The organism is Acidobacteriota bacterium (assembly GCA_040756905.1).
Taxonomy (GTDB): domain Bacteria; phylum Acidobacteriota; class Aminicenantia; order JBFLYD01; family JBFLYD01; genus JBFLYD01.
Map to the genome: position 1 here is coordinate 36,150 of JBFLYD010000023.1, position 19,695 is coordinate 55,844.

The 19,695-nt window shown below is 34.1% G+C and carries 17 protein-coding genes; 8 read left to right on the top strand and 9 right to left on the bottom strand.

The features are described 5' to 3' along the window. Positions 1-3 precede the first annotated feature (3 nt). The 4 genes from secG to gap are packed head-to-tail and all read right to left on the bottom strand — an operon-like array spanning position 4 to position 3,290. Positions 4-315, bottom strand: a complete 312-nt coding sequence (secG, locus tag AB1410_03480; protein MEW6455760.1) for a preprotein translocase subunit SecG — start codon at positions 313-315, stop codon at positions 4-6. Beyond that, a complete protein-coding gene (gene tpiA / locus AB1410_03485; GenBank protein MEW6455761.1) occupies positions 309-1,097 on the bottom strand; it encodes a triose-phosphate isomerase in 789 nt (262 codons plus the stop codon). Before tpiA ends, secG begins: the two co-directional genes overlap by 7 nt. Beyond that, the gene (locus AB1410_03490) at positions 1,094-2,275 is read right to left on the bottom strand and encodes a phosphoglycerate kinase (protein ID MEW6455762.1); all 1,182 of its coding nucleotides are present in this window, start codon (positions 2,273-2,275) and stop codon (positions 1,094-1,096) included. The genes tpiA and AB1410_03490 overlap by 4 nt, the downstream gene beginning before the upstream one ends. 10 nt (positions 2,276-2,285) lie before the next feature. Further along, positions 2,286-3,290, bottom strand: coding sequence for a type I glyceraldehyde-3-phosphate dehydrogenase (gene gap, locus AB1410_03495; GenBank protein MEW6455763.1), 1,005 nt, complete (start codon positions 3,288-3,290; stop codon positions 2,286-2,288). 123 nt (positions 3,291-3,413) lie between these two features. Here gap and AB1410_03500 point away from each other — a divergent pair, with 123 nt between their 5' ends. Continuing rightward, entirely contained in the window at positions 3,414-4,970 is a 1,557-nt protein-coding gene (locus tag AB1410_03500) for an NAD(P)H-hydrate dehydratase (protein ID MEW6455764.1), read from the top strand. Further along, positions 4,960-5,388, top strand: a complete 429-nt coding sequence (gene tsaE / locus AB1410_03505) for a tRNA (adenosine(37)-N6)-threonylcarbamoyltransferase complex ATPase subunit type 1 TsaE (GenBank protein ID MEW6455765.1) — start codon at positions 4,960-4,962, stop codon at positions 5,386-5,388. The genes AB1410_03500 and tsaE overlap by 11 nt, the downstream gene beginning before the upstream one ends. 8 nt (positions 5,389-5,396) lie before the next feature. Here the strand turns inward: tsaE and thiE are convergent, their stop codons facing one another. After that, positions 5,397-6,053, bottom strand: a complete 657-nt coding sequence (gene thiE, locus AB1410_03510) for a thiamine phosphate synthase (GenBank protein ID MEW6455766.1) — start codon at positions 6,051-6,053, stop codon at positions 5,397-5,399. A gap of 155 nt (positions 6,054-6,208) precedes the next feature. Here thiE and AB1410_03515 point away from each other — a divergent pair, with 155 nt between their 5' ends. From AB1410_03515 to AB1410_03535, 5 genes are all read left to right on the top strand, one after another. Further along, complete coding sequence (locus tag AB1410_03515; GenBank protein ID MEW6455767.1) at positions 6,209-6,922, top strand: hypothetical protein; 714 nt, start codon at positions 6,209-6,211, stop codon at positions 6,920-6,922. Positions 6,923-7,040: 118 nt separating this feature from the next. Beyond that, positions 7,041-8,222, top strand: coding sequence for a glycosyltransferase family 4 protein (locus AB1410_03520; protein MEW6455768.1), 1,182 nt, complete (start codon positions 7,041-7,043; stop codon positions 8,220-8,222). Between the two features lie 2 nt (positions 8,223-8,224). Then, the gene (locus tag AB1410_03525) at positions 8,225-9,295 is read left to right on the top strand and encodes a glycosyltransferase family 4 protein (protein MEW6455769.1); all 1,071 of its coding nucleotides are present in this window, start codon (positions 8,225-8,227) and stop codon (positions 9,293-9,295) included. Then, positions 9,292-10,356, top strand: coding sequence for a glycosyltransferase (locus tag AB1410_03530; GenBank protein MEW6455770.1), 1,065 nt, complete (start codon positions 9,292-9,294; stop codon positions 10,354-10,356). Before AB1410_03525 ends, AB1410_03530 begins: the two co-directional genes overlap by 4 nt. After that, complete coding sequence (locus AB1410_03535; GenBank protein MEW6455771.1) at positions 10,353-11,516, top strand: glycosyltransferase family 4 protein; 1,164 nt, start codon at positions 10,353-10,355, stop codon at positions 11,514-11,516. Before AB1410_03530 ends, AB1410_03535 begins: the two co-directional genes overlap by 4 nt. Here the strand turns inward: AB1410_03535 and AB1410_03540 are convergent. The 4 genes from AB1410_03540 to AB1410_03555 form a co-directional block, all read right to left on the bottom strand. Beyond that, positions 11,513-14,974, bottom strand: a complete 3,462-nt coding sequence (locus tag AB1410_03540) for a DNA polymerase III subunit alpha (protein MEW6455772.1) — start codon at positions 14,972-14,974, stop codon at positions 11,513-11,515. The two genes, AB1410_03535 and AB1410_03540, sit on opposite strands and share 4 nt — an antisense overlap. Before the next feature lie 53 nt (positions 14,975-15,027). Beyond that, positions 15,028-16,557 carry a glutamine-hydrolyzing GMP synthase gene (guaA, locus tag AB1410_03545; protein ID MEW6455773.1) on the bottom strand — a complete coding sequence of 510 codons (1,530 nt, stop codon included), beginning with the start codon at positions 16,555-16,557 and terminating at the stop codon, positions 15,028-15,030. 68 nt (positions 16,558-16,625) lie between these two features. Beyond that, entirely contained in the window at positions 16,626-17,447 is an 822-nt protein-coding gene (locus AB1410_03550) for a DUF6775 family putative metallopeptidase (protein MEW6455774.1), read from the bottom strand. Beyond that, on the bottom strand, positions 17,444-18,235 hold the full coding sequence (locus AB1410_03555) for a sulfide-dependent adenosine diphosphate thiazole synthase (protein MEW6455775.1): 792 nt from the start codon (positions 18,233-18,235) through the stop codon (positions 17,444-17,446). The genes AB1410_03550 and AB1410_03555 overlap by 4 nt, the downstream gene beginning before the upstream one ends. Before the next feature lie 254 nt (positions 18,236-18,489). Between AB1410_03555 and AB1410_03560 the strand changes: the two genes are divergently transcribed. Next, a complete protein-coding gene (locus tag AB1410_03560) occupies positions 18,490-19,695 on the top strand; it encodes a 2,3-bisphosphoglycerate-independent phosphoglycerate mutase (GenBank protein ID MEW6455776.1) in 1,206 nt (401 codons plus the stop codon).

Genomic DNA, 19,695 nt, shown 5'->3' on the forward strand with positions numbered 1-19,695 from the left:
TTTTTAATTTTTGGGTAAATTCTTTTGAGGACTGGGAATACTCTGGGTTTGAGAAACCTTTTCCCCTTTCACAACTGATTCAGGTCCCCTTGCAGAAAATATCCATAGACTTAAAGAACTAATCATAAAAAGAACTGCCAGTACAGTGGTAATTTTAGATAATAGAGTGGCTGCACCTCTGGGACCAAAAAAAGTTTGACTTCCAACACCACCAAAAGCACCTGCAAGATCTGCACTCTTTCCTGATTGAAGTAGCACTGCAATTATAAGTAATATACTGATTATTATATGGAATACAGTAATCAAAACTACCAAGTCTTTCCCTCCTTTTCTCTTTGAGCTTCAATTGCTTTACGTACTATTTCACAGAAGGAATTGGATTTTAGGGATGCTCCTCCGACCAATACTCCATCAACATCCTTTTGAATTATCAATGGGTAAATATTGTCTTCCTTCACTGAACCACCGTAAATTATTATAGCACAGGATGAAGTTTCATTTCCATATCTTTTTTCAAGATTTTTTCTTATAAATAGATGCATTTCTTCTGCTTGTTCAGGGGTTGCATTTACTCCTGTTCCTATTGCCCATATTGGTTCGTATGCGATTATAATTTTCTGGATGTCTTCCCCTGTTAAATTCTTCAATGAATCTTCAATTTGGCACTCAATTTTTTCGTATAATAACCCTTTTTCTCTTTCTTCAAGAGTTTCGCCAATGCATACGATGGGTATAAGATTATTTCTTATACACGAGATAATTTTTTTATTTACTAGATCATCATCTTCTTTAAGAATAGTCCTTCTTTCTGAATGTCCTACAATAGAAAATTCACATCCTGCATCTTTTATCATCAGAGGTGATATTTCTCCTGTAAATGGCCCCCATTCATAACAGAAAACATCCTGGGCTCCAAGTTTTATGTTTCGATTCAGTATAATTTTTTCTACCTCATATAAACTTGTAAAAGGAGGTATTAATATAATAAGAGCATCTTCAACTTCTTTAAGAGATTCTGATATTTCTTTTGAAAGAGAGATGGATTCAGAAATTGTATTATGCATCTTCCAGTTTCCAGCGATTATCGGTTTTTTCATTGTTTCTCCTTGAGAACTTTTATACCAGGTAGCTCAATTCCAGAAAGGAATTCAAGGGAGGCTCCTCCTCCTGTGGATACATGGGAAATTTTTTCAGCTACCCTTGCTTTGGATATGGCAGAAACTGTATCTCCTCCTCCAACGATTGAAAAAGCAGTGGAAAATGCAATTGCTTTTGCTATTTCTGTTGTCCCTCTTGAAAAAATGTCTTTCTCAAAAACTCCCATTGGACCATTCCAGATAATCGTCTTACCCTGCTTTATCTCTTCAGAAAAATTTTTTAGTGTTTCATCTCCAATATCAAATCCCATGTATCCTTCAGGTATTGGGGTTTTAGTTTCAATTATTTCATTATCATCGATTCCTTTTGCAACTATATGGTCTATTGGAAGAAGAAATTTAATTCCTCTCTTCCTCACCAATTCAAGGATTTTACTGATATTTCCGAATTGGTCTTCTTCTACAATTGATTTTCCAACTTCTTCACCTTTAAATTTCAAAAAGCTATATGCCATAGCTCCGCCAATGATTATAGAATCAGAAAAATTAATTAAATTTTTTAACACGGGAATTTTATCTTTTATTTTGGCACCACCAAGTATTGTAACTAAGGGTTTCTCAGGCGAGACTATAGCTTTACTCAGATTGGAGATCTCTTTTTCCATCAGGAATCCAATTGCCAGCTCGGAAACAAATTTTGGTATACCCACGATTGAGGCGTGGGCTCTATGAGAAGCAGAAAAAGCATCGTTAACATAAATATCGATGTTTTTTGAAAGGTCTCTTGAAAAGTCTTCATCATTATCTGTTTCCTGTTTATAAAATCTGAGATTTTCAAGGAGTAGTATTTCTCCATTTTTTAATTTTGCTTTTTCTTCATCAACCTTAATTCCGATTACATCAGGAACAAATTTAATCTTATCTCCATAAATTTCCTTGAGTCTGTTAAAAACTGGTTTAAGTGAGAATTCATCTTTAAATATTCCTTCTGGTCTTCCAAGATGGGAGCCTACTATGATTTTAACTTGATTGTTCAGAAGATAATCAATTGTTGGAATAGATTCTCTTATCCTTGTATCATCGGTAATCATTTTTTTTTCGTCGATTGGAACATTAAAATCCACTCTAAGGAATACTCTCTTTCCAGAAATAACAATATCTTTTATTGATTTTATCATGAGTGCTCCTTTATAAATTTTTTGAAATTAAAATAACCAGATCTCTTACTCTGCAGGAATATCCCCATTCATTGTCATACCAGGCCAGAACTTTAATGAGGGTTTTATCCAGAACTTTTGTGAAAAGGCCATCAACTATTGATGAATGGGAATTTTTCATAAAATCTACTGAGACTAAAGGTTCCTCTGTGTACTGGAGGATACCTTTGAGTTCATTTTCTGCAGAGTTTTTAAAACAATCGTTAACTTCTTCCTGAGATGTTTCTTTTTCTACGAGAACAACAAGGTCAATTAATGAAACATTTGGAACAGGGACCCTTACTGCCATTCCATCAAGTTTGCCCTTTAACTCCGGCAGAACTAATCCAACAGCTTTTGCAGCACCTGTAGTTGTTGGTATCATTGATACAGCACCAGCTCGAGCTCTTCTTAAATCCTTGTGAGGCAGGTCTAAAATTCTCTGATCATTTGTATAGGCATGAATTGTAGTCATGTTTCCCTTCAAAATTTTGAAATTCTGGTGGAGAACTTTTGCTACAGGAGCCACACAATTTGTTGTACATGATGCATTTGAGATGATGTGATGGGATTTAGAGTCATATTCTTTTTCATTTACCCCAATCACAACAGTGATGTCCGGGTTGGTCGCAGGTGCTGTTATTATAACTTTTTTTGCTCCTCCTCTCAGGTGTTTTTCTACATCCTCTTTTTTTGTAAATAGCCCCGTTGATTCAATTACTAAATCCACTCCTAAATCCTTCCAAGGAATATTTGCAGGGTCTTTTTGCGAGAGGACTTTTATTTCTTTCCCATCTATTTTAATTTTTTCATTTTCAGCTTTGACATTTGCTTCAAACATTCCCAGGACTGAATCATACTTTAGAAGATGGGAAAGAGTTTTTGAATCAGTAATATCATTTACTGCTACAAATTCAATTTCCTTATTCAAATAGGAAGCTCTCAGAAGATTCCTTCCTATTCTACCAAATCCATTAATGCCAATCTTTATTGTCATATCATTACCTCCTGAATTTTTAAATTTTTAACATATAAAAGAATCATTGTAAAGAGGTTAGTCTCTTATTTTTCTTATCTAATAACTTCTTTTTTTAATTGATTTTGATATAATTTTGATATTATGAAAATATTGAACTCAGAACAGATGAGAGAAATTGACAGGAAAGCAATTGAGGAAATTGGAATACCTGGGGTAGTTTTAATGGAAAACGCGGGAAGGAATACATATCATGAAATTGTAAAAAGGATTCCTCATATCCAGAAAAAGAAGGTTTCAATCCTATGCGGGAAGGGAAACAATGGTGGAGATGGATTTGTTATATGCAGGTATTTATTGAAATCGGGTAATTCACCGAGAGTGTACCTGTTCGCTAAAAAAGAAGAATTAAGAGGAGATGCAAAAATAAACTTTGAAATTATCGATAAAATGCGCGCAAACATAATAGAAATTATAGATAAAAATCAATGGAGAAAAGAGAAAGATATTATTTTCAACTCTGATGTAATAATAGATGCTCTTTTTGGAACTGGGCTTAAAAGTGAATTGGGAAATTTCTGGAGAGAAGTTTTTGATTGTTTAAAAGATTCACCGGCTTTTAAAGTCTCAGTGGATATCCCATCAGGCTTATCATCGGATACTTTTTTACTTCAAGGACCATGCTTTAAAGCTGACCTTACAGTGACAATGGCAGCTTTAAAAATTCCCCATGTATTCTCACCTGCCTCTGAATATGCAGGAGAGGTTGTTGTAGCAGATATCGGTGTACCTGATTTTCTATTCGATAAAGAAGATTATTTTTTAGAGCTAACAGATCTAAATGCAATAAAAAGAGGAAAATTATTTTTAAAGCGTAAAATGAATTCTCATAAAGGAGATTATGGTCATCTTCTAATCGTTGCTGGATCGCTTGGGAAAACAGGAGCTGCAGTAATGGCAGGGAGGTCTGCATTAAAAATTGGGGCTGGACTTGTAACAATAGCTGCTCCCAAAAGCTGCATTCCAATAATTGCATCATCTTGTGAAGAAATAATGACCTATCCAGCAGAGGAAACTGAGGAAGGCACTATTTCAGAAAATTCTTTTGAAAACATTTTAGAGTTTTCTAAAGATAAAGATGTTTGTGTAATTGGTCCGGGTCTTTCAACAAATCCGTCTACATGCAGTTTAGTATTAAAATTGTTAGAGAAAATCGAAACCCCTCTCATTGTTGATGCTGATGGCCTGAACTGTCTTTCTTTAAAAATGCAGGAACTGAAGAACAGAAAAAGTGCAACAGTTTTAACTCCCCACCCTGGAGAGATGGCAAGGATTCTTAAATTGAGTGCAAAAAAGATTTTAGATAACAGAATAAGTATTGTGAGAGATTACTGTTTGCAAAATAGACTTTATTTAGTATTAAAAGGCTGGAGAACTCTAATTGGTTCAAACGATGGAAAAGTTTATGTCAATCCCACCGGAAATCCAGGGATGGCAACTGCAGGCTCCGGGGATGTTCTTTCAGGGATAATAGGAGGCATTCTAGCCCAGGGTGAGGATATTCTTAATGCATTGATAAAAGGTGTATACATTCATGGGTTATGCGGAGACCTTGCAGCAAAAAAATTCGGGGAAAAATCCCTCATTGCAGGAGATATAATAGACTGTATTCCTGAAGCCATAAAAGAAATTGAAAGCTGAAACCTATTTATCCTGGTCAGAAGAAGAAACAATTAAAATTGGTGAAAAAGTTGCATCTTCCCTCAAAGGAGATGAGGTAGTTTTTCTCCAGGGAGAACTTGGATGTGGAAAGACTGTTTTTGTAAAAGGTATTGCTAAAGGATTGGGTTTTAAAAAAATTGATTTTGTAACAAGTCCATCGTATGTTTTATTGAATATATACGATGCAAAATATCCAATATATCATTTTGACCTTTACAGGCTGGAGAGAAGCAGAGATATAGCAGGTTTAGATTGGGAAGATTACATCGGGAAAGGCATTGTAGTGGTGGAGTGGTCTGAAAAGATAGAATTTAAATTGAGACAGAAAATACTCCTTATAAAATTTTTCATGGAAGATGAGGTGAGGAAAATTACAATAAAAACTATTAAAGGCTGAGTGTCGTGTCACCTAAATTCTCTCAGGTTTTTGGTTTCTTCTATTATTTTCAGTAATTCTTTCGTTGCTTTATAAGGTTCTGAAGAAGCCATAATAGCAGATACAACAGCTACTCCATCAACCCCTCTTTTTATTACTTCTCTAACATTTTCTCTGTTTATCCCTCCTATCGCTATAAGAGGAGCCTTGACATATCTCCTCATTTTTTCAAGTCCATCGAGCCCGATTGGAGTTCTTATATCAACTTTTGTTGGAGTGAAGAATATTGGACCTGCTGCGATGTAATCAGCACCTTTGTTCTGAGCTTCGATTGCTTCTTCCACATTGTTTGCCGATACTCCTATTATCTTCCTTTTTCCGAGAATTTTTCTTGCATATTCAATCGGCAAATCATTCTGACCCAGATGAACTCCTTCAGCATTAACTGCAGAAGCTATATCACATCTATTGTTAATTATAAGAGGGATATTTTTTGCTGAAAGAATCTCTTTCAGTTTATTCGCTTTCGCGATAAATTCTCTATCCGAAATATTTATTTCTCTCAATTGAACGATTGTTACTCCAGCTTCTACAGCTTCTTTTATTACTTCAAAAAAATCTCTCTCCCCAATTATAGTATTGTCTGTTACCAGATAAAGGAAGAAATTTGCTTTTATTTTTCTCAAGATTATTCTAATTTAATCTCTTCCATAAAAATTTTTTCATCAAAAATTTTTTAGATGTGTATTTTAAAACATAATTCATTTTTTTCCAATTGCTCAATGAATTTATTTGACTTGGGTTAGCTTATAATTTACACTTGTATGAAGCAGGAGGAAAAATGAGTAAAGATTCAGAGGTTAAGATAAATGGAAAAGAAATTGACGTTAATGAAATCATGGATACGATAAGGAAAAGAATTGAAGAGAGAAAAGCAAAAGGAGTAATGGTTGAAAAAGATTTGGAAAAAATTGAAGAAGCAGAATTGAAGCCATGGGCTGATCATATGGAGATAATGAGTTTTTATGAACAACACATTTTTCCAGAATTTGAAAAAGAAACAGAAGAGGATACATCATTGACCGAAGTTCCTGAACCAGAATCCGGTGAGATTGAAGCTTCGAAAAGAATGGAGGAAGAAGAAAGAGTTGAAACCCAGATACCTGAGACAAGAGGAATAAAAAGTTTAATAAAAAAATTTTTTAGAATACCATCTCCACTTATTAGCCATTTTTTCATGTTTTACATGAGGCCTTATTTTCTTTCTCTCCAGCATGGGATTGAATCTTTGCAATCTGCTTTACAGGATAATGTTAACTCAATTATTAACAATATTAATTCTATAAATCGTTCAATTGAATACATAAGAAGAAATTCTCAGAGGTCTGTGGAATATATCAAATTATTACACAATCTTTCGAACAACCTGGTTGTTGAAATAAGTAAGCTAAAAGTAGAGGTTGATTCATTGAGAAATAGAATAATTACCCTTGAGAACAAAGTGGAACTCGTGGAAAAAAGAGAAAGGATTCTTGAGGATAAGATAAGAGATTAAGAGAATTTACTATTACGTAAAAATATTTAGAATGTTTCTTAAAGGCATACCAGTATTTAAGGCTTTTATTATACTAAAGAGTTAAGGTTAATAACCGATGAGAAATAAATGAGAGCAGATGAGTAAGTTGCAGGTTGCTTTTGCTGTTCAGAGGTATGGGTTGGAAGTAAATGGAGGAGCTGAACTTCATGCCAGACTTGTAGCCGAACATATGAATAGACACTGGGAGATACAAGTTTTAACATCCTGCGCCCTTGACTATATCACATGGAGAGATTTTTATAAAAAAGGCATTGATAGGGTTAATTCGATTAAAATTTTAAGATTCCCGGTGAGAAAAGAGAGAAACCTTGAGAGATTTGCTCGAATCCAGGAAAAAATATTTCAGAACGAACACAGTGTTTCTGATGAAATAGACTGGATAAACGAAAATGGTCCCTACTGTCCAGATCTCATAAAATGGCTGGAAAAACACAGAAATGATTTTAATTATTTTATTTTTTTTAGTTACAGATATTATCATTCATACTGGGGGATAAACTCTATTCCTGAGAAAAGTATTCTGGTTCCAACGGCAGAGCATGATGAGGTTCTTTACATGAGGGTTTTCAGGGATATTTTCAAAAATGCGAGAGGGATTATTTACAATTCATTAGAAGAAAAAGAATTGATAAACAATATTTCTAAAAATTTTGATGTTCCTTCTGACATAGTAGGTTTAGGAATAAACAAGTTTGCTGATATAAATCCTGAAAGATTCAGAAAAAAATACAGGATAGAGGATGAGTTTATCGTATATGTAGGAAGGATTGATGAGAATAAGGGATGCAAAGAACTTTTCGAATATTTTTTAGAATATAAAAAAAGAAAAAAAGGTAATGTAAAATTAATCTTAATTGGAAGTCCTGTGATGAGAATTCCCCAGAACAAAGATTTAATCTATTTAGGTTTTATTCCAGAAGAGGATAAATGGGATGCTCTTGCAGCTTCTTCGTTTTTAATAATGCCTTCATTCTATGAAAGTCTATCGATTGTAACATTAGAAGCATGGGCAGCAGAAAAACCTGTTCTTGTTAATGGTAAATGTGAAGTTTTAAAAGGGCAGGCTTTAAGGTCAAATGCTGGCCTCTTTTATACAAATTATGAGGAATTCGAAGAATGTATGGAATTTTTATTGAAAAATAGAGACTTTAACATTTCCATGGGGAAAAACGGGAAGGAATATTATGAGAATAATTACAGATGGGAAATCATAGAGTCCAAGTATTTGAAACTGATTGAAAGAATAACGGAGACTTGAATTTGAAAGGTATTCATCAGATATTAACCTCTCTTACGTATGGAGATGCAATTTCAGATGAAGCATTGGAAATAATGAGAATAGTTAAAGAACAGGGCCTCCAGTCATACATATTTTCTTACTATTTCCATCCTAAAATGGCCCATCTGCGATATAGAAAAGAGGATTTTTTTGGTATGGTGTCTTCTGATGACATCTTAGTATTCCATTTTTCAATAGGTTCTCCCATTTCCTCTCTTTATCTTTTCTCTCGCCAAAAAAAGATTCTAATCTATCATAATATAACCCCCTATGAATATTTTATAGATTATCAAAGGGATTTAGCTAAATTTACATACCTTGGAAGAAAAGAACTGGAAAAGTTCGCTCCTGTTACTGACCTTGGTCTTGGAGATTCTTCATTTAACAGAGAGGAACTCGAGGCCTCTGGATACAGAAAAACAGGTGTTCTTCCTGTGATAAGAGATTTTTCAAAGTTTGATAAGGCTGAAAATGTTTCAATTGAAAAAATCTATAGGAATAAGAAAACAACTATTATTTTTGTAGGAAGAATTATACCGAATAAAAAATTCGAAGATTTAATAAGAGTTTTTTATCTTTATAAGAAAATGTATAACCAGAATTCCCAGCTAATACTTATCGGAGAGCATGGTGGCTTTGAGAGATATTATTATTCTCTTCTAAATTTAATCGAAGAATTAAAATTAAAGGATGTAATTTTTCCAGGACATGTTACTTTTGATGAATTGAGCTCATTCTACAGGATTTCAGATTTGTTTCTCTGTCTGAGTGAACATGAAGGATTTTGTGTGCCAATTCTTGAGGCTTTCTATCATAGAATTCCAGTTATTGCATTCAATTCAAGTGCTGTTTCTGAGACGATGAATGGTGGTGGGACTTTAATTGAAAATAAAGATTATGAATTCATCGCTTGTCTAATCGATGTAATTATAAATAACGAAGAATTAAGGGATAAGATAATCAAATCTCAGGATGAGGCGATGGAAAAGTATAAAATGGAAAAATTAAAAAATGTATTTCTTGGTTATATAGATATAGTAGAAAATACATGATTATAAATCAATTACTACCTGCACTTCATAAAGGAGATGCTATTGGTGATGAAGCATTTTATCTAAAAGATTTTTTTAAAAGTAATGGGTATCAATCAGAAATTTATGCTATTGATATTGATTCTGAGATTTTATATCTGGGGAAGTCGGTCAAATCATTTCCCGATCCATCAGAAAGAGATACAACAATTCTTCATTACGCAATCCCCTCCCCTTTAAATGAGTTAATCAAAAGGGTAAAAGGAAAGAAAGTAATTATCTATCACAATGTAACTCCGGAAGAATTCTTTGTCGATTTTTCTAAAGAAATGGTTAACATAGCGATAGAAGGAAAAAAACAATTGAAATCATTAATGAATTATATCGATTTAGTTTTTGCAGACTCTTTTTATAATAAAATTGAGTTGGAAAATGTAGGATTTAAAAATGTTCAATTGTTGCCTCTTTTTATAAATTGGGAAAAATATGAATTAAAGCCGGATGAAAATATTATCGAGTTATTTTCTGATGAATTTGCCAACATTCTTTTTGTAGGAAGAGTTGTTCCAAACAAGAAAATAGAAGATTTGATGAAAGTGGTGGCTTATTATAAGAAGTTTATCTCACCCCTTGCCAGACTTTTTGTTGTGGGAAAAATTCACTCCTGCAGAGAATATTATTATTCTCTTCTGAATTTAATGGGAAAATTGGAATTGACCAGAGATAATCTGATCTTTTTTGATCATGTCCCTGATAATGAGCTTTTCGCCTTATATCAAATTTCTGATGTATTTCTCTCAATGAGTGAGCATGAGGGATTCTGTCTTCCGTTGATTGAGAGCATGATTTTTGATTTGCCTGTTATTTCCTATGACTCTACAGCCATTCCATATACATTAAATGGAGCTGGTATTTTATTCAATCAAAAGAATACACAGGTTGTAGCAGAACTATGCAATTTAGCTATTGAGAATATGGAATTAAGAGAGAAAATCCTGAAAACCGAGAGGGAGAGGCTAAATGAATTTAAAAAGTTAAATATTGGAGAAATAATTTTAAACAAATTTAGAGAAATTTTATGAGAGTGGCTTTTATAATTCAAAGGTATGGGAAAGAAGTACTGGGCGGCTCAGAATCTCTCTGCAGGGCAGTGGCTGAAAATTTATACAGGAGAGGAGTTGACATAGAAGTTTTTACCACCACTGCAAAAGATTACATTAGCTGGAAAAGATTCTATAAAGAAGGGGAGAGTGTATTAAATGGAGTATTAATTAAAAGATTTAACCCCGAAAGAGAGAGGAAAATAGGAGAGTTTAACAGATTCAGTGACTGGATATTTTCCAATCCGCATAGCGTTGAAGATGAAATTAGATGGCTGGAAGAGCAAGGCCCTGTAGTACCAGAATTGATAAAAAATTTAAAAGATGAGGAGTCCAATTTTGATTTAATAGTTTTCTTTACCTATCTATACTATCCAACATATTGGGGGTTGAAAAATATAGGGAGAAAGAAAGCTCTTGTTTCAACTGCCCATGATGAGCCTCCATTATATTTAGAAATCATGAAAGATGTGTTTAAAATTCCTGATGGATTTATTTTTCTTACTGAAGCTGAAAAAAATTTAGTTAATGAAAAATTTATCTTGAGCAATAAACTAAATGATGTAATCGGGATGGGAATTTCTGTATCAAAGAATATAAACCACCTCCACTTCAGAAAGAAATATTTTATTTTTTCCCCCTTTATCCTTTATTCAGGGCGTATTGATAAGGGAAAAGGTCTTGGAGAGCTTTTTGATTATTTTATAAAATTCAAAAAGAAATACTATCCGATAACTCTTGCATTGATTGGGAATCTTTCAATGAAATTACCTAATGATCCTGATATAAGATATTTAGGTTTTCTCTCTGAGGAGGATAAATTAAATGCGATTGCTTCATCAGTATTGACGATACATCCATCTCATTTAGAAAGTTTTTCAATATCCGCTCTTGAATCTTTAAGCCTCGGAATCCCTATTGTAGTTCAGGAGAGAACCAAGCCTCTTGTGGAGCATTGTAAAAAGAGTAATGGAGGGTTATGGTATTCTGATTATGAAGATTTCGAAGAAGTTCTCAATTTATTGTTGAAAGAACATAAACTAAGGAACACCCTCGGTGAAAACGGGAAAAAATACATAACAGAAAATTTTTCCTGGGAAAAAGTTTGTTCAAAATGGAAAGAGATTTTTAGAAAAATTTAATATTGGATTTCGATGTTGTTCTTTCCCACGATATTTTCAATTTCTTTAACAAAATTTGGTAGTGGGTCCACGAAGGGAAACAAGTTAGATTTGAACAAAATTTTATATGGTGGGTAGAGGACATTTAAATAAAGAGGCGTATCTCCAGGATATTCTGAAATTATATTTTTAATTCTTGATATATTGGTTTCGTTCATTAAATCTACAGTTAGTTTAATAAAAATTTTCTTTGCTAATTTTTGCGTGGCTTCATCCAATAGAAGTCCTTTTGACATTCTCATTCTTTTTATTTCTCCCTCTTCGTTTATTCTTCCAGAAATCCAGATAATTTTATCTTCCTGGAGAAGATGAGGATGTTCTTTGTAAACATCAGGAAACGCAATTACCTCTATCCTTCCAGTCAGATCCTCAAGAATAAATGTAACATATTTCTCGCCTTTTTTATTTTTTTTATTTTTTAAAGATGTTATGACTCCTGCAATGGATACCTCATTGCTTATCTCTTCTCTTTCGAAAATATCTTGGATGGAGACAGATGTAAGTTTTTTTATCTGGTTTTCGTAATTTTTTAAGGGATGACCCGTGATATAGAATCCGAGTGTTTCTTTTTCATATTGTTGGAGTGTTGATTCATCCCATTCTTTTAAAACTCTTACATCATTCATAATTGTTTCTATTTCTGATAATTTGCTTTGTTCAAAAAGGGATTTCATTTGAAAAATTTCTTTCCTGCTCTCTCTATGGGCAAGGTCTAGTATTTTATCTATGGAATGATACAATTGGGACCTTTTGATGTTCAAAGAGTCCATCGCACCAGATTTGATTAAACTCTCTAACACTTTTCTATTCACAATTCTCAAGTCCACCTCATTGATAAAGTCTCTTATACTTTTAAATTTCCCGATTTTTTCTCTTGCTTCTAATATGGATTTCACAGCAATCTCTCCAACGTTTTTTATTGCGCTCAATCCAAACCTTATTCCTTCTTTTACCACTGTAAAATAGTAATCACTTTCGTTTATATCAGGAGGAAGAATTTTTATCCCCATTTCTTTGCATTCATTGATATATTTAACTACATTATCCTGAGCTCCTCTTTCTGATTCATTAGTAAGGAGAGAGGCCATGAATGGGATAGGATAGTGAGCTTTTAAGTAGGCTGTTTTATATGCTAAGTATGCATATGCTGTTGAATGACTTTTGTTGAATCCATATCCTGCAAAATATTCCATCTGATCGAAAATTTTTTGAGCTAATTCCTTTTTCACATCTTTTTTTGTTGCTTTTTCAACAAAATTTTTTCTCTGCTCTTTCATGATTTCCGGGACTTTTTTCCCCATAGCTTTTCTTAGTAAATCAGCATCTCCCATTGTAAACCCTGCGATCTCGTTGGCTATATTCATAACCTGTTCCTGATACACGATGATTCCATATGTTTCCTCGAGAATTTTTTCCATCTGGGGAAGAGGATAGTTTATAAGAGAGGGATTGTTTTTTCGATTTACAAAGTCATCTACAATCCCGCTCATTAAAGGCCCTGGTCTGTGAAGAGCATTTAGAGCTATTAAATCTTTTAGATTGGATGGCTTAAATTTTTTTAAAATTTCCTTCATTCCGATACTTTCAAACTGGAAGACACCGTCTGTATTCCCTGAGCAGAAGAGGCTGAATGTTTGGGGATCGTCCAGAGGGATGTTATCGATGTCTATTTTTTCGCCGTAATATTTTTCAATTATTTTTATGGCATCGTCTATGATTGTCAGGTTTCTGAGGCCAAGAAAATCCATTTTTAAAAGCCCTATTTTTTCAACCTCTCCCATTGCAAATTGAGTTGTTATTTCATTTTTATTCGTGAGATAAAGAGGCATGAATTCTGTTAGAGGTTTTGGTGCAATAACAATACCAGCTGCATGAGTTGATGTATGTCTGACGAGCCCTTCAAGTTTTTTTGAAATTTCTATCATGTTGATAAACCTGGAATCACTTTCTATTTTATTCTTCAATTCCTGGGTCGAATTTATAGCTTCATCGATTGAAGTATTTCCAAAGGGAATCATTTTAGCAATTCTATCTACTTCTGCAAGGGGAACCTCCATTACCCTTCCCACATCTCTTACAACTGCTCTTGCTGCCATTGTTCCAAAGGTGATAATTTGAGCAACATTTTCCTTCCCATATTTTTCTCTAACATAGTCGATTATCTCCTGTCTTCTTCTCCCGCAGAAATCCATATCTATGTCTGGCATTGAAATTCTTTCCGGGTTAAGAAATCTTTCAAAAAGGAGGTTATATTCAATCGGATCGATATCTGTAATCTCAAGGGCGTATGCGACAAGAGAACTTACTACAGAGCCTCTGCCAGGGCCTACCGGGATCTTCTTCTTTTTTGCAAATTGGATTATATCCCATACAATCAGAAAATATCCAGAAAAGCCCATCTTTTTGATTAGGTTTAATTCATACTGGAGTCTTTCCTGATAAGCTCCTTGATTAAAATCTTTTTTTCTTTCTTTTAAAAGGCTTATTCTTTTTTCAAAATTTTCTTTTACCACTTTCTCAAAGTATTCATCTTCTTCAATTAAATCAGGGGTCTTAAATTTTGGGAGAAAATATCCTTTTTTTGGAAACCCGAAATCACACATACCTGCAATAGTTAAGGTATTATTTAGGGCATCTGGATAGTCGCCAAAAAGTCTATACATCTCCTCGGTGGACTTGAAATAGAATTCATCGCTTCCAAATTTTAGCCTATCCTGATCACTAATTTTTTTATTTGTTTGAATACACAATAGGACATCTTGAGATTGAGCATCAGATTTTTTTAAGTAGTGAATATCATTTGTCACAACAAGAGGAATATCAAGATTTTTGGCAATTTCTACGAGTAGAGGATTAATTTTTTTCTGTTCAGGAAGATTATGGTATTGGAGCTCTAAGAAGAAATTTTCTTTACTAAATATTTCTTTATATTCTCCTGCAGTTCTTGTTGCTTCAGGTATAAGGTCTTTTATCAAAAGGGAGGGTATTTCTCCCTTTAAGCAAGAGGATAAGCCTATTAATCCTTCACTACATTCCTGAAGGAGTTCCTTATCGATTCTTGGCTTATAGTAGAATCCTTCAAGATACGATTTTGTTAACAAGTTAACAAGGTTTTTATAACCTTTTTCATTCTTGACGAGTAATATGAGATGATAAGAGGTGACTTCTTCCTCTTTTCCTTTTTTTTCAAATCGAGAAGATGGAGCTATGTAAACTTCAGCCCCTATTATTGGTTTAATATTTTTTTCTAAAGCCTTATGATAGAAAGATACTGTTCCGAATATGTTTCCGTGGTCTGTAATTGCTACTGCAGGCATGTGGTATTTAGCAGCAGCTTCTACCAATGAATCAATTTTTATTGCACCATCCAGTATTGAATATTCTGAATGGTTGTGTAAGTGAACAAATGGCTTCTGCATCTTTATGTTATCCTATATTTTCTTTTTCCATCATATGGAGCTTCTTTTCTTCATCATTCCCATTCTATCGTTCCTGGAGGTTTTGTTGTTATATCATAGAGTACTCGATTTACACCTTTTACCTCGTTAACTATTCTTGAAGAAATTTTTGAAAGAAGGGGATAATCGATTCTATACCAGTTAGCAGTCATCCCGTCAATGCTTTCTACCATTCTAAGAACAACCGCCTGTTGGTAAGTTCTCTGATCTCCCATTACTCCTACTGATCTAACAGGGAGAAGTACTGAAAATGCCTGCCAGAGATTATTGTAGATATTTGATTTTTTTATTTCCTCTAAGAGAATTTCGTCGACTTCCCTTAAAATTCTTAACCTTTCAGGGGTGATTTTCCCGACAATTCTAACAGCAAGTCCAGGGCCTGGAAAAGGATGTCTTGAAATTATTTCTTCATCAATCCCTAATTTTCTTCCTATCTCTCTTACCTCATCTTTGAATAATTCTTTTAGAGGCTCGAGCAATTTAAAACCGATATTTTTAGGAAGTCCTCCTACATTGTGATGGCTTTTTATTACTGCGGAAGGTCCTTTGACTGATGAGCTCTCAATCACATCGGGGTAAGTCGTTCCTTGGGCAAAAAATTTAATACCGCCCATATTTTTTGCCGAATCTTTGAAAATATCGATGAATAACTTTCCTATAATTTTTCGCTTTTTTTCAGGATTTACTATTCCCCTCAATGCCTCGAGAAATTTTCTTGAAGCATCTACTCCAATGACTTTCAATTTTAAATTTCTAAATGTATCCAAAAAATACTCAAATTCTCCTTTTCTTAAAAATCCCGTGTTTACAAATATGGAGATAAGACTTTTATCTACAGCTTTATTAATCAACATAGCTGTGACTGTTGAATCAACCCCACCGCTTAAAGCGCATAATACTTTTTCCTGTTTGACCGTATTTCTTATTTTTTTAATTGAATCCTCTATGAATGATTCTATACTCCATGATGGAGATATATGACAGATATTGAATATAAAATTCTGGAGGATTTTTTTACCCTGCTGGGTATGGACAACTTCAGGATGAAACTGGACGCCATAGATATATTTTTTTCTGTTTTCAATTGCGGCAACTCTTGAATTTTCAGTGGAGGCAGTTATTTTAAATTCATCAGGAAGTTCATATACTTCATCTCCATGACTCATCCACACCTGAGATTTTTCCGGTAAATCTTTAAAAAGTCCATCAAAATCTTTTACAAAAAGTTCGGCGAAACCATATTCTCTTTTTTTTGCCTTTACTACCTTACCTCCTAACAGGTGTGATATAAGTTGAAGACCATAACATATTCCGAAAACAGGGATTTCTAAGTTGAAAACTTCTTTAGATATTTTTGGAGAATCCTTTTCCCATACACTGCTTGGGCCTCCGGAGAGAATTATTGCTCTGGGATTTTCTGTTTTTATTTTACTGAGTGATAGGTCATATCTATGGATTTCAGAATAGACTCCTAATTCTCTTATTTTTCGAGCAATAAGTTGTGTATATTGAGATCCAAAATCTAAAATTATAATCTTTTCCATCAGATTTTCTCAGAAATGTCTTTCAAAAGAAATTTTATCAGATATTTTTGATAATTTAAACATAGAATTTAAAAATGATTTAAAATTTTCTCATGAAATGAGCAAAATTCCGTAGGAGATTTCAATTGACATTCTATCATTTCTTCCTGCCAGTGAGCATTGAATAGCCTGCAATGTCTATTTTTACAGAAGGGGTTTCCTAAGAGATAATAGAATAACGCTTGCATCACATATCCTTTTACTATTTCATTGATAGCAGGATCTCCATAATCAATGAATCTGCCTTTAAACCTTTCTTTTAATTCTTTCATCCTGTCTTCGTTGTACAATGCCTGCTTTAAGATATAATATTCTCTTGGCTTTGCGGGCGCTTCCACGATGCCTGTCAGCGAGATTATCGAAGGGAAACCATAAACACTTGTTCTCAAATGATATCTTCTATCCCTGTAGTCCCATGTTACTATAAGCTGGTTTGTAAAAATCACATGGAGATAGTTAAGATTTCTCTCTTTTTCAGGGATAAGTTCATGGAAAAAAGATTGAAGTTTAAACCCCTCATAAAGCAACCCTGAAATTTTTTTAGATGTTTCTTTTATATTTTTTATCTCAAATCTGATTTCTTGAAGAAGAGGCTCAGTTTCTTCATGAAGTCTTTCAATGTTTGAAACCCTCAGACTTGCCATTTTTTTAGAGAGAAAATCAATCATATTTTCTTTTTTTGATTGGAAATTTTTGGAAAGAATGTTATCGAAAAAATCTGGTCTTTTTTCTATAGATTTTGACGTTTTTCTTTTTAGATACTGAAATATCTCTTCAATATTGAATTCTTTACAACTTTTCTCATCGTAGAGGATTATAAATTTCGGATTCAGGATAATATCATTTATCATCCTTTTTCTAAAATTTCCATTATCATCTCAGCGCATCTTTTTCCAGAGAGAAGCATGGCTCCAAAAGTGGGACCCATTCTTGGTAACCCATAAGTGGTGGTTACCGCCATTCCACATACTACAAGTCCTGGATAGGCTTCGCCTGTATGTTCTACTACAAGGTCTTCTGATCTTTCTACCCACATGGCTCCGAACCCTTTTGTTTTGAAGAATCCCCTCTCTTCTAATTTTTTTACTACCACAGCATCGTGACCTGAGGCATCAACAACTATTTTTGCTTCAAGACCTACAGGGTCAACGCATGTTATTTCTCTCGGAAGAGCAGTAATAGGTGTCCAGTTTACCACGACTCCACCAACCTTCCCATTTTCTTTTAGAATAATGTCATCAAATATTGTCATATTGGCAAATTTAACTCCTGCATCGCAGGTAGAAGCGATTAGTTTTGAACAAGCATGGGGGCCATCTGCCACATACAGCCCTTCAGAAGCTTTATCAAAAGGAATTCCCAGTGCTTTGAGAATTTCCTCGCCAGGTGCCCTTACAGTAACTTTATTCATTAGGTATCCACCAATCCAGAATCCTCCACCAAGATAGTTATTTCTTTCAATTATTAGCACTTTAATTTTCCGGGAGGAAAGCTCCTTACCGGCCATGAGACCCGAGGGACCTCCTCCTACAATAATGACATCACTTTCAACATATTCTGTAAATTGTTTAAGAAAGCTCTCAGTTATTGCCCTTGTTACTTCTTTCTCTCCCACGGGAAAGAATTTTATTTTTTCCATTATGTTTTCTCCTCTCCTGAAACAAATATTGAACGGAAGGCTCGCCCCAATCCCGCTCCTTCAGGGGCGGGTCAAGGCGAGCAATATTAATGATAAAATACCTTTCCGTCGAAGAATCCCCACCATTTATAGCGGGGATTCTTCAAACTTATTATAAAAAGATTTACCACAATATTCAACCAGAGTTACACAAATAGATCTTTTTATTTGACAAATATACATATTTTTTATTTTATTTTTGGAAAGGAGGGAATATGGAAAATGAAGAATTATTGAGGGAGTTGTCAATTAAAAATGATAAAAAAATTGTTCTTTTGATCATCGATGGTGTTGGAGGAATTCCTTTGAATGGTGCTACTGAGCTTGAATCTGCTCACAAACCAAATTTGGATAAACTTGCTGAAATGAGCTCATGTGGAACAATAATTCCAGTAGAAATAGGAATAACCCCTGGCTCTGGTCCAGCTCATCTGGCTATTTTTGGATACGACCCATTGAAATACCACATAGGAAGAGGAATTTTAGAAGCCCTGGGAATTGGTATTTTAGTTGAAAAAAATGATCTGGCTGTTCGGGGAAATTTTGCTACTATAAATGAAAAAGGAATCATTGTGGACCGAAGGGCAGGAAGGATTTCAACTGAAAAAAACATAGAAATATGTAAATACCTTTCTGATAGGATAAGACAAATTGATGATGTTAAAGTAGAGATTTTTCCAGGAAAAGAGCATAGATTTGTGGTGCTTTTAAAAGGAGATAATCTAAGGGATGAGTTGTCAGATGCAGATCCTCAGAAGGATGGCTTACCATTGAAATATGCGTCCGCTTTGGTAAAAGAAGCAAAAAATACAGAGATTGTTGTCAATAAGTTCATCAACATGGCAAATGAAAACCTGGAGAAATATTTCCCCGCAAATTCAGTTCTGTTGAGAGGCTTTTCTAAACATCCTGATATTCCCAGTATGGGTGAGCTTTTCAAACTGAATCCAGCTGCGATTGCTCAGTATCCTATGTACAGAGGATTGGCTCAGATTGTTGGGATGAAGATTCTCGATGTAGGAGCTGAGATTGGGGAGATTTTTGAATGCTTGGAAAACAATTGGAAAAACTATGATTTTTTTTACATTCACATAAAAAAGACAGATAGCTTTGGAGAGGATGGAGATTTTAAGGAAAAAGTTAAGATGATAGAAAAGCTGGATAAATTTATCCCTGAAATACTAAAATTAAATCCAGATGTATTTGCCGTAACTTCTGATCATTCAACCCCATCTTCTATGAAAGCTCACTCATGGCATCCTAACCCATTTTTGCTTTATTCTCCTTATGAAATTAGGGACGAAATAAAAAGGTTTACTGAAAGGGAGTGCGCAAAAGGAATCCTGGGAAGATTTTATTCAAAGGATGTCATGCGCCTTCTCCTTGCAAATGCCTTAAAGCTTAAAAAATTTGGAGCCTAA

Excerpts from the sequence above, each read along its gene's own strand:
- guaA (MEW6455773.1), bottom strand. The coding sequence starts at position 16,557 with ATGGAAAAGATTATAATTTTAGATTTTGGATCTCAATATACACAACTT.
- AB1410_03560 (MEW6455776.1), top strand. The coding sequence starts at position 18,490 with ATGGAAAATGAAGAATTATTGAGGGAGTTGTCAATTAAAAATGATAAA.
- AB1410_03535 (MEW6455771.1), top strand. The coding sequence starts at position 10,353 with ATGAGAGTGGCTTTTATAATTCAAAGGTATGGGAAAGAAGTACTGGGC.
- AB1410_03540 (MEW6455772.1), bottom strand. The coding sequence starts at position 14,974 with ATGCAGAAGCCATTTGTTCACTTACACAACCATTCAGAATATTCAATA.
- AB1410_03520 (MEW6455768.1), top strand. The coding sequence starts at position 7,041 with ATGAGTAAGTTGCAGGTTGCTTTTGCTGTTCAGAGGTATGGGTTGGAA.
- tpiA (MEW6455761.1), bottom strand. The coding sequence starts at position 1,097 with ATGAAAAAACCGATAATCGCTGGAAACTGGAAGATGCATAATACAATT.
- AB1410_03490 (MEW6455762.1), bottom strand. The coding sequence starts at position 2,275 with ATGATAAAATCAATAAAAGATATTGTTATTTCTGGAAAGAGAGTATTC.
- AB1410_03530 (MEW6455770.1), top strand. The coding sequence starts at position 9,292 with ATGATTATAAATCAATTACTACCTGCACTTCATAAAGGAGATGCTATT.
- AB1410_03500 (MEW6455764.1), top strand. The coding sequence starts at position 3,414 with ATGAAAATATTGAACTCAGAACAGATGAGAGAAATTGACAGGAAAGCA.
- gap (MEW6455763.1), bottom strand. The coding sequence starts at position 3,290 with ATGACAATAAAGATTGGCATTAATGGATTTGGTAGAATAGGAAGGAAT.
- AB1410_03555 (MEW6455775.1), bottom strand. The coding sequence starts at position 18,235 with ATGGAAAAAATAAAATTCTTTCCCGTGGGAGAGAAAGAAGTAACAAGG.
- AB1410_03515 (MEW6455767.1), top strand. The coding sequence starts at position 6,209 with ATGAGTAAAGATTCAGAGGTTAAGATAAATGGAAAAGAAATTGACGTT.
- AB1410_03550 (MEW6455774.1), bottom strand. The coding sequence starts at position 17,447 with ATGATAAATGATATTATCCTGAATCCGAAATTTATAATCCTCTACGAT.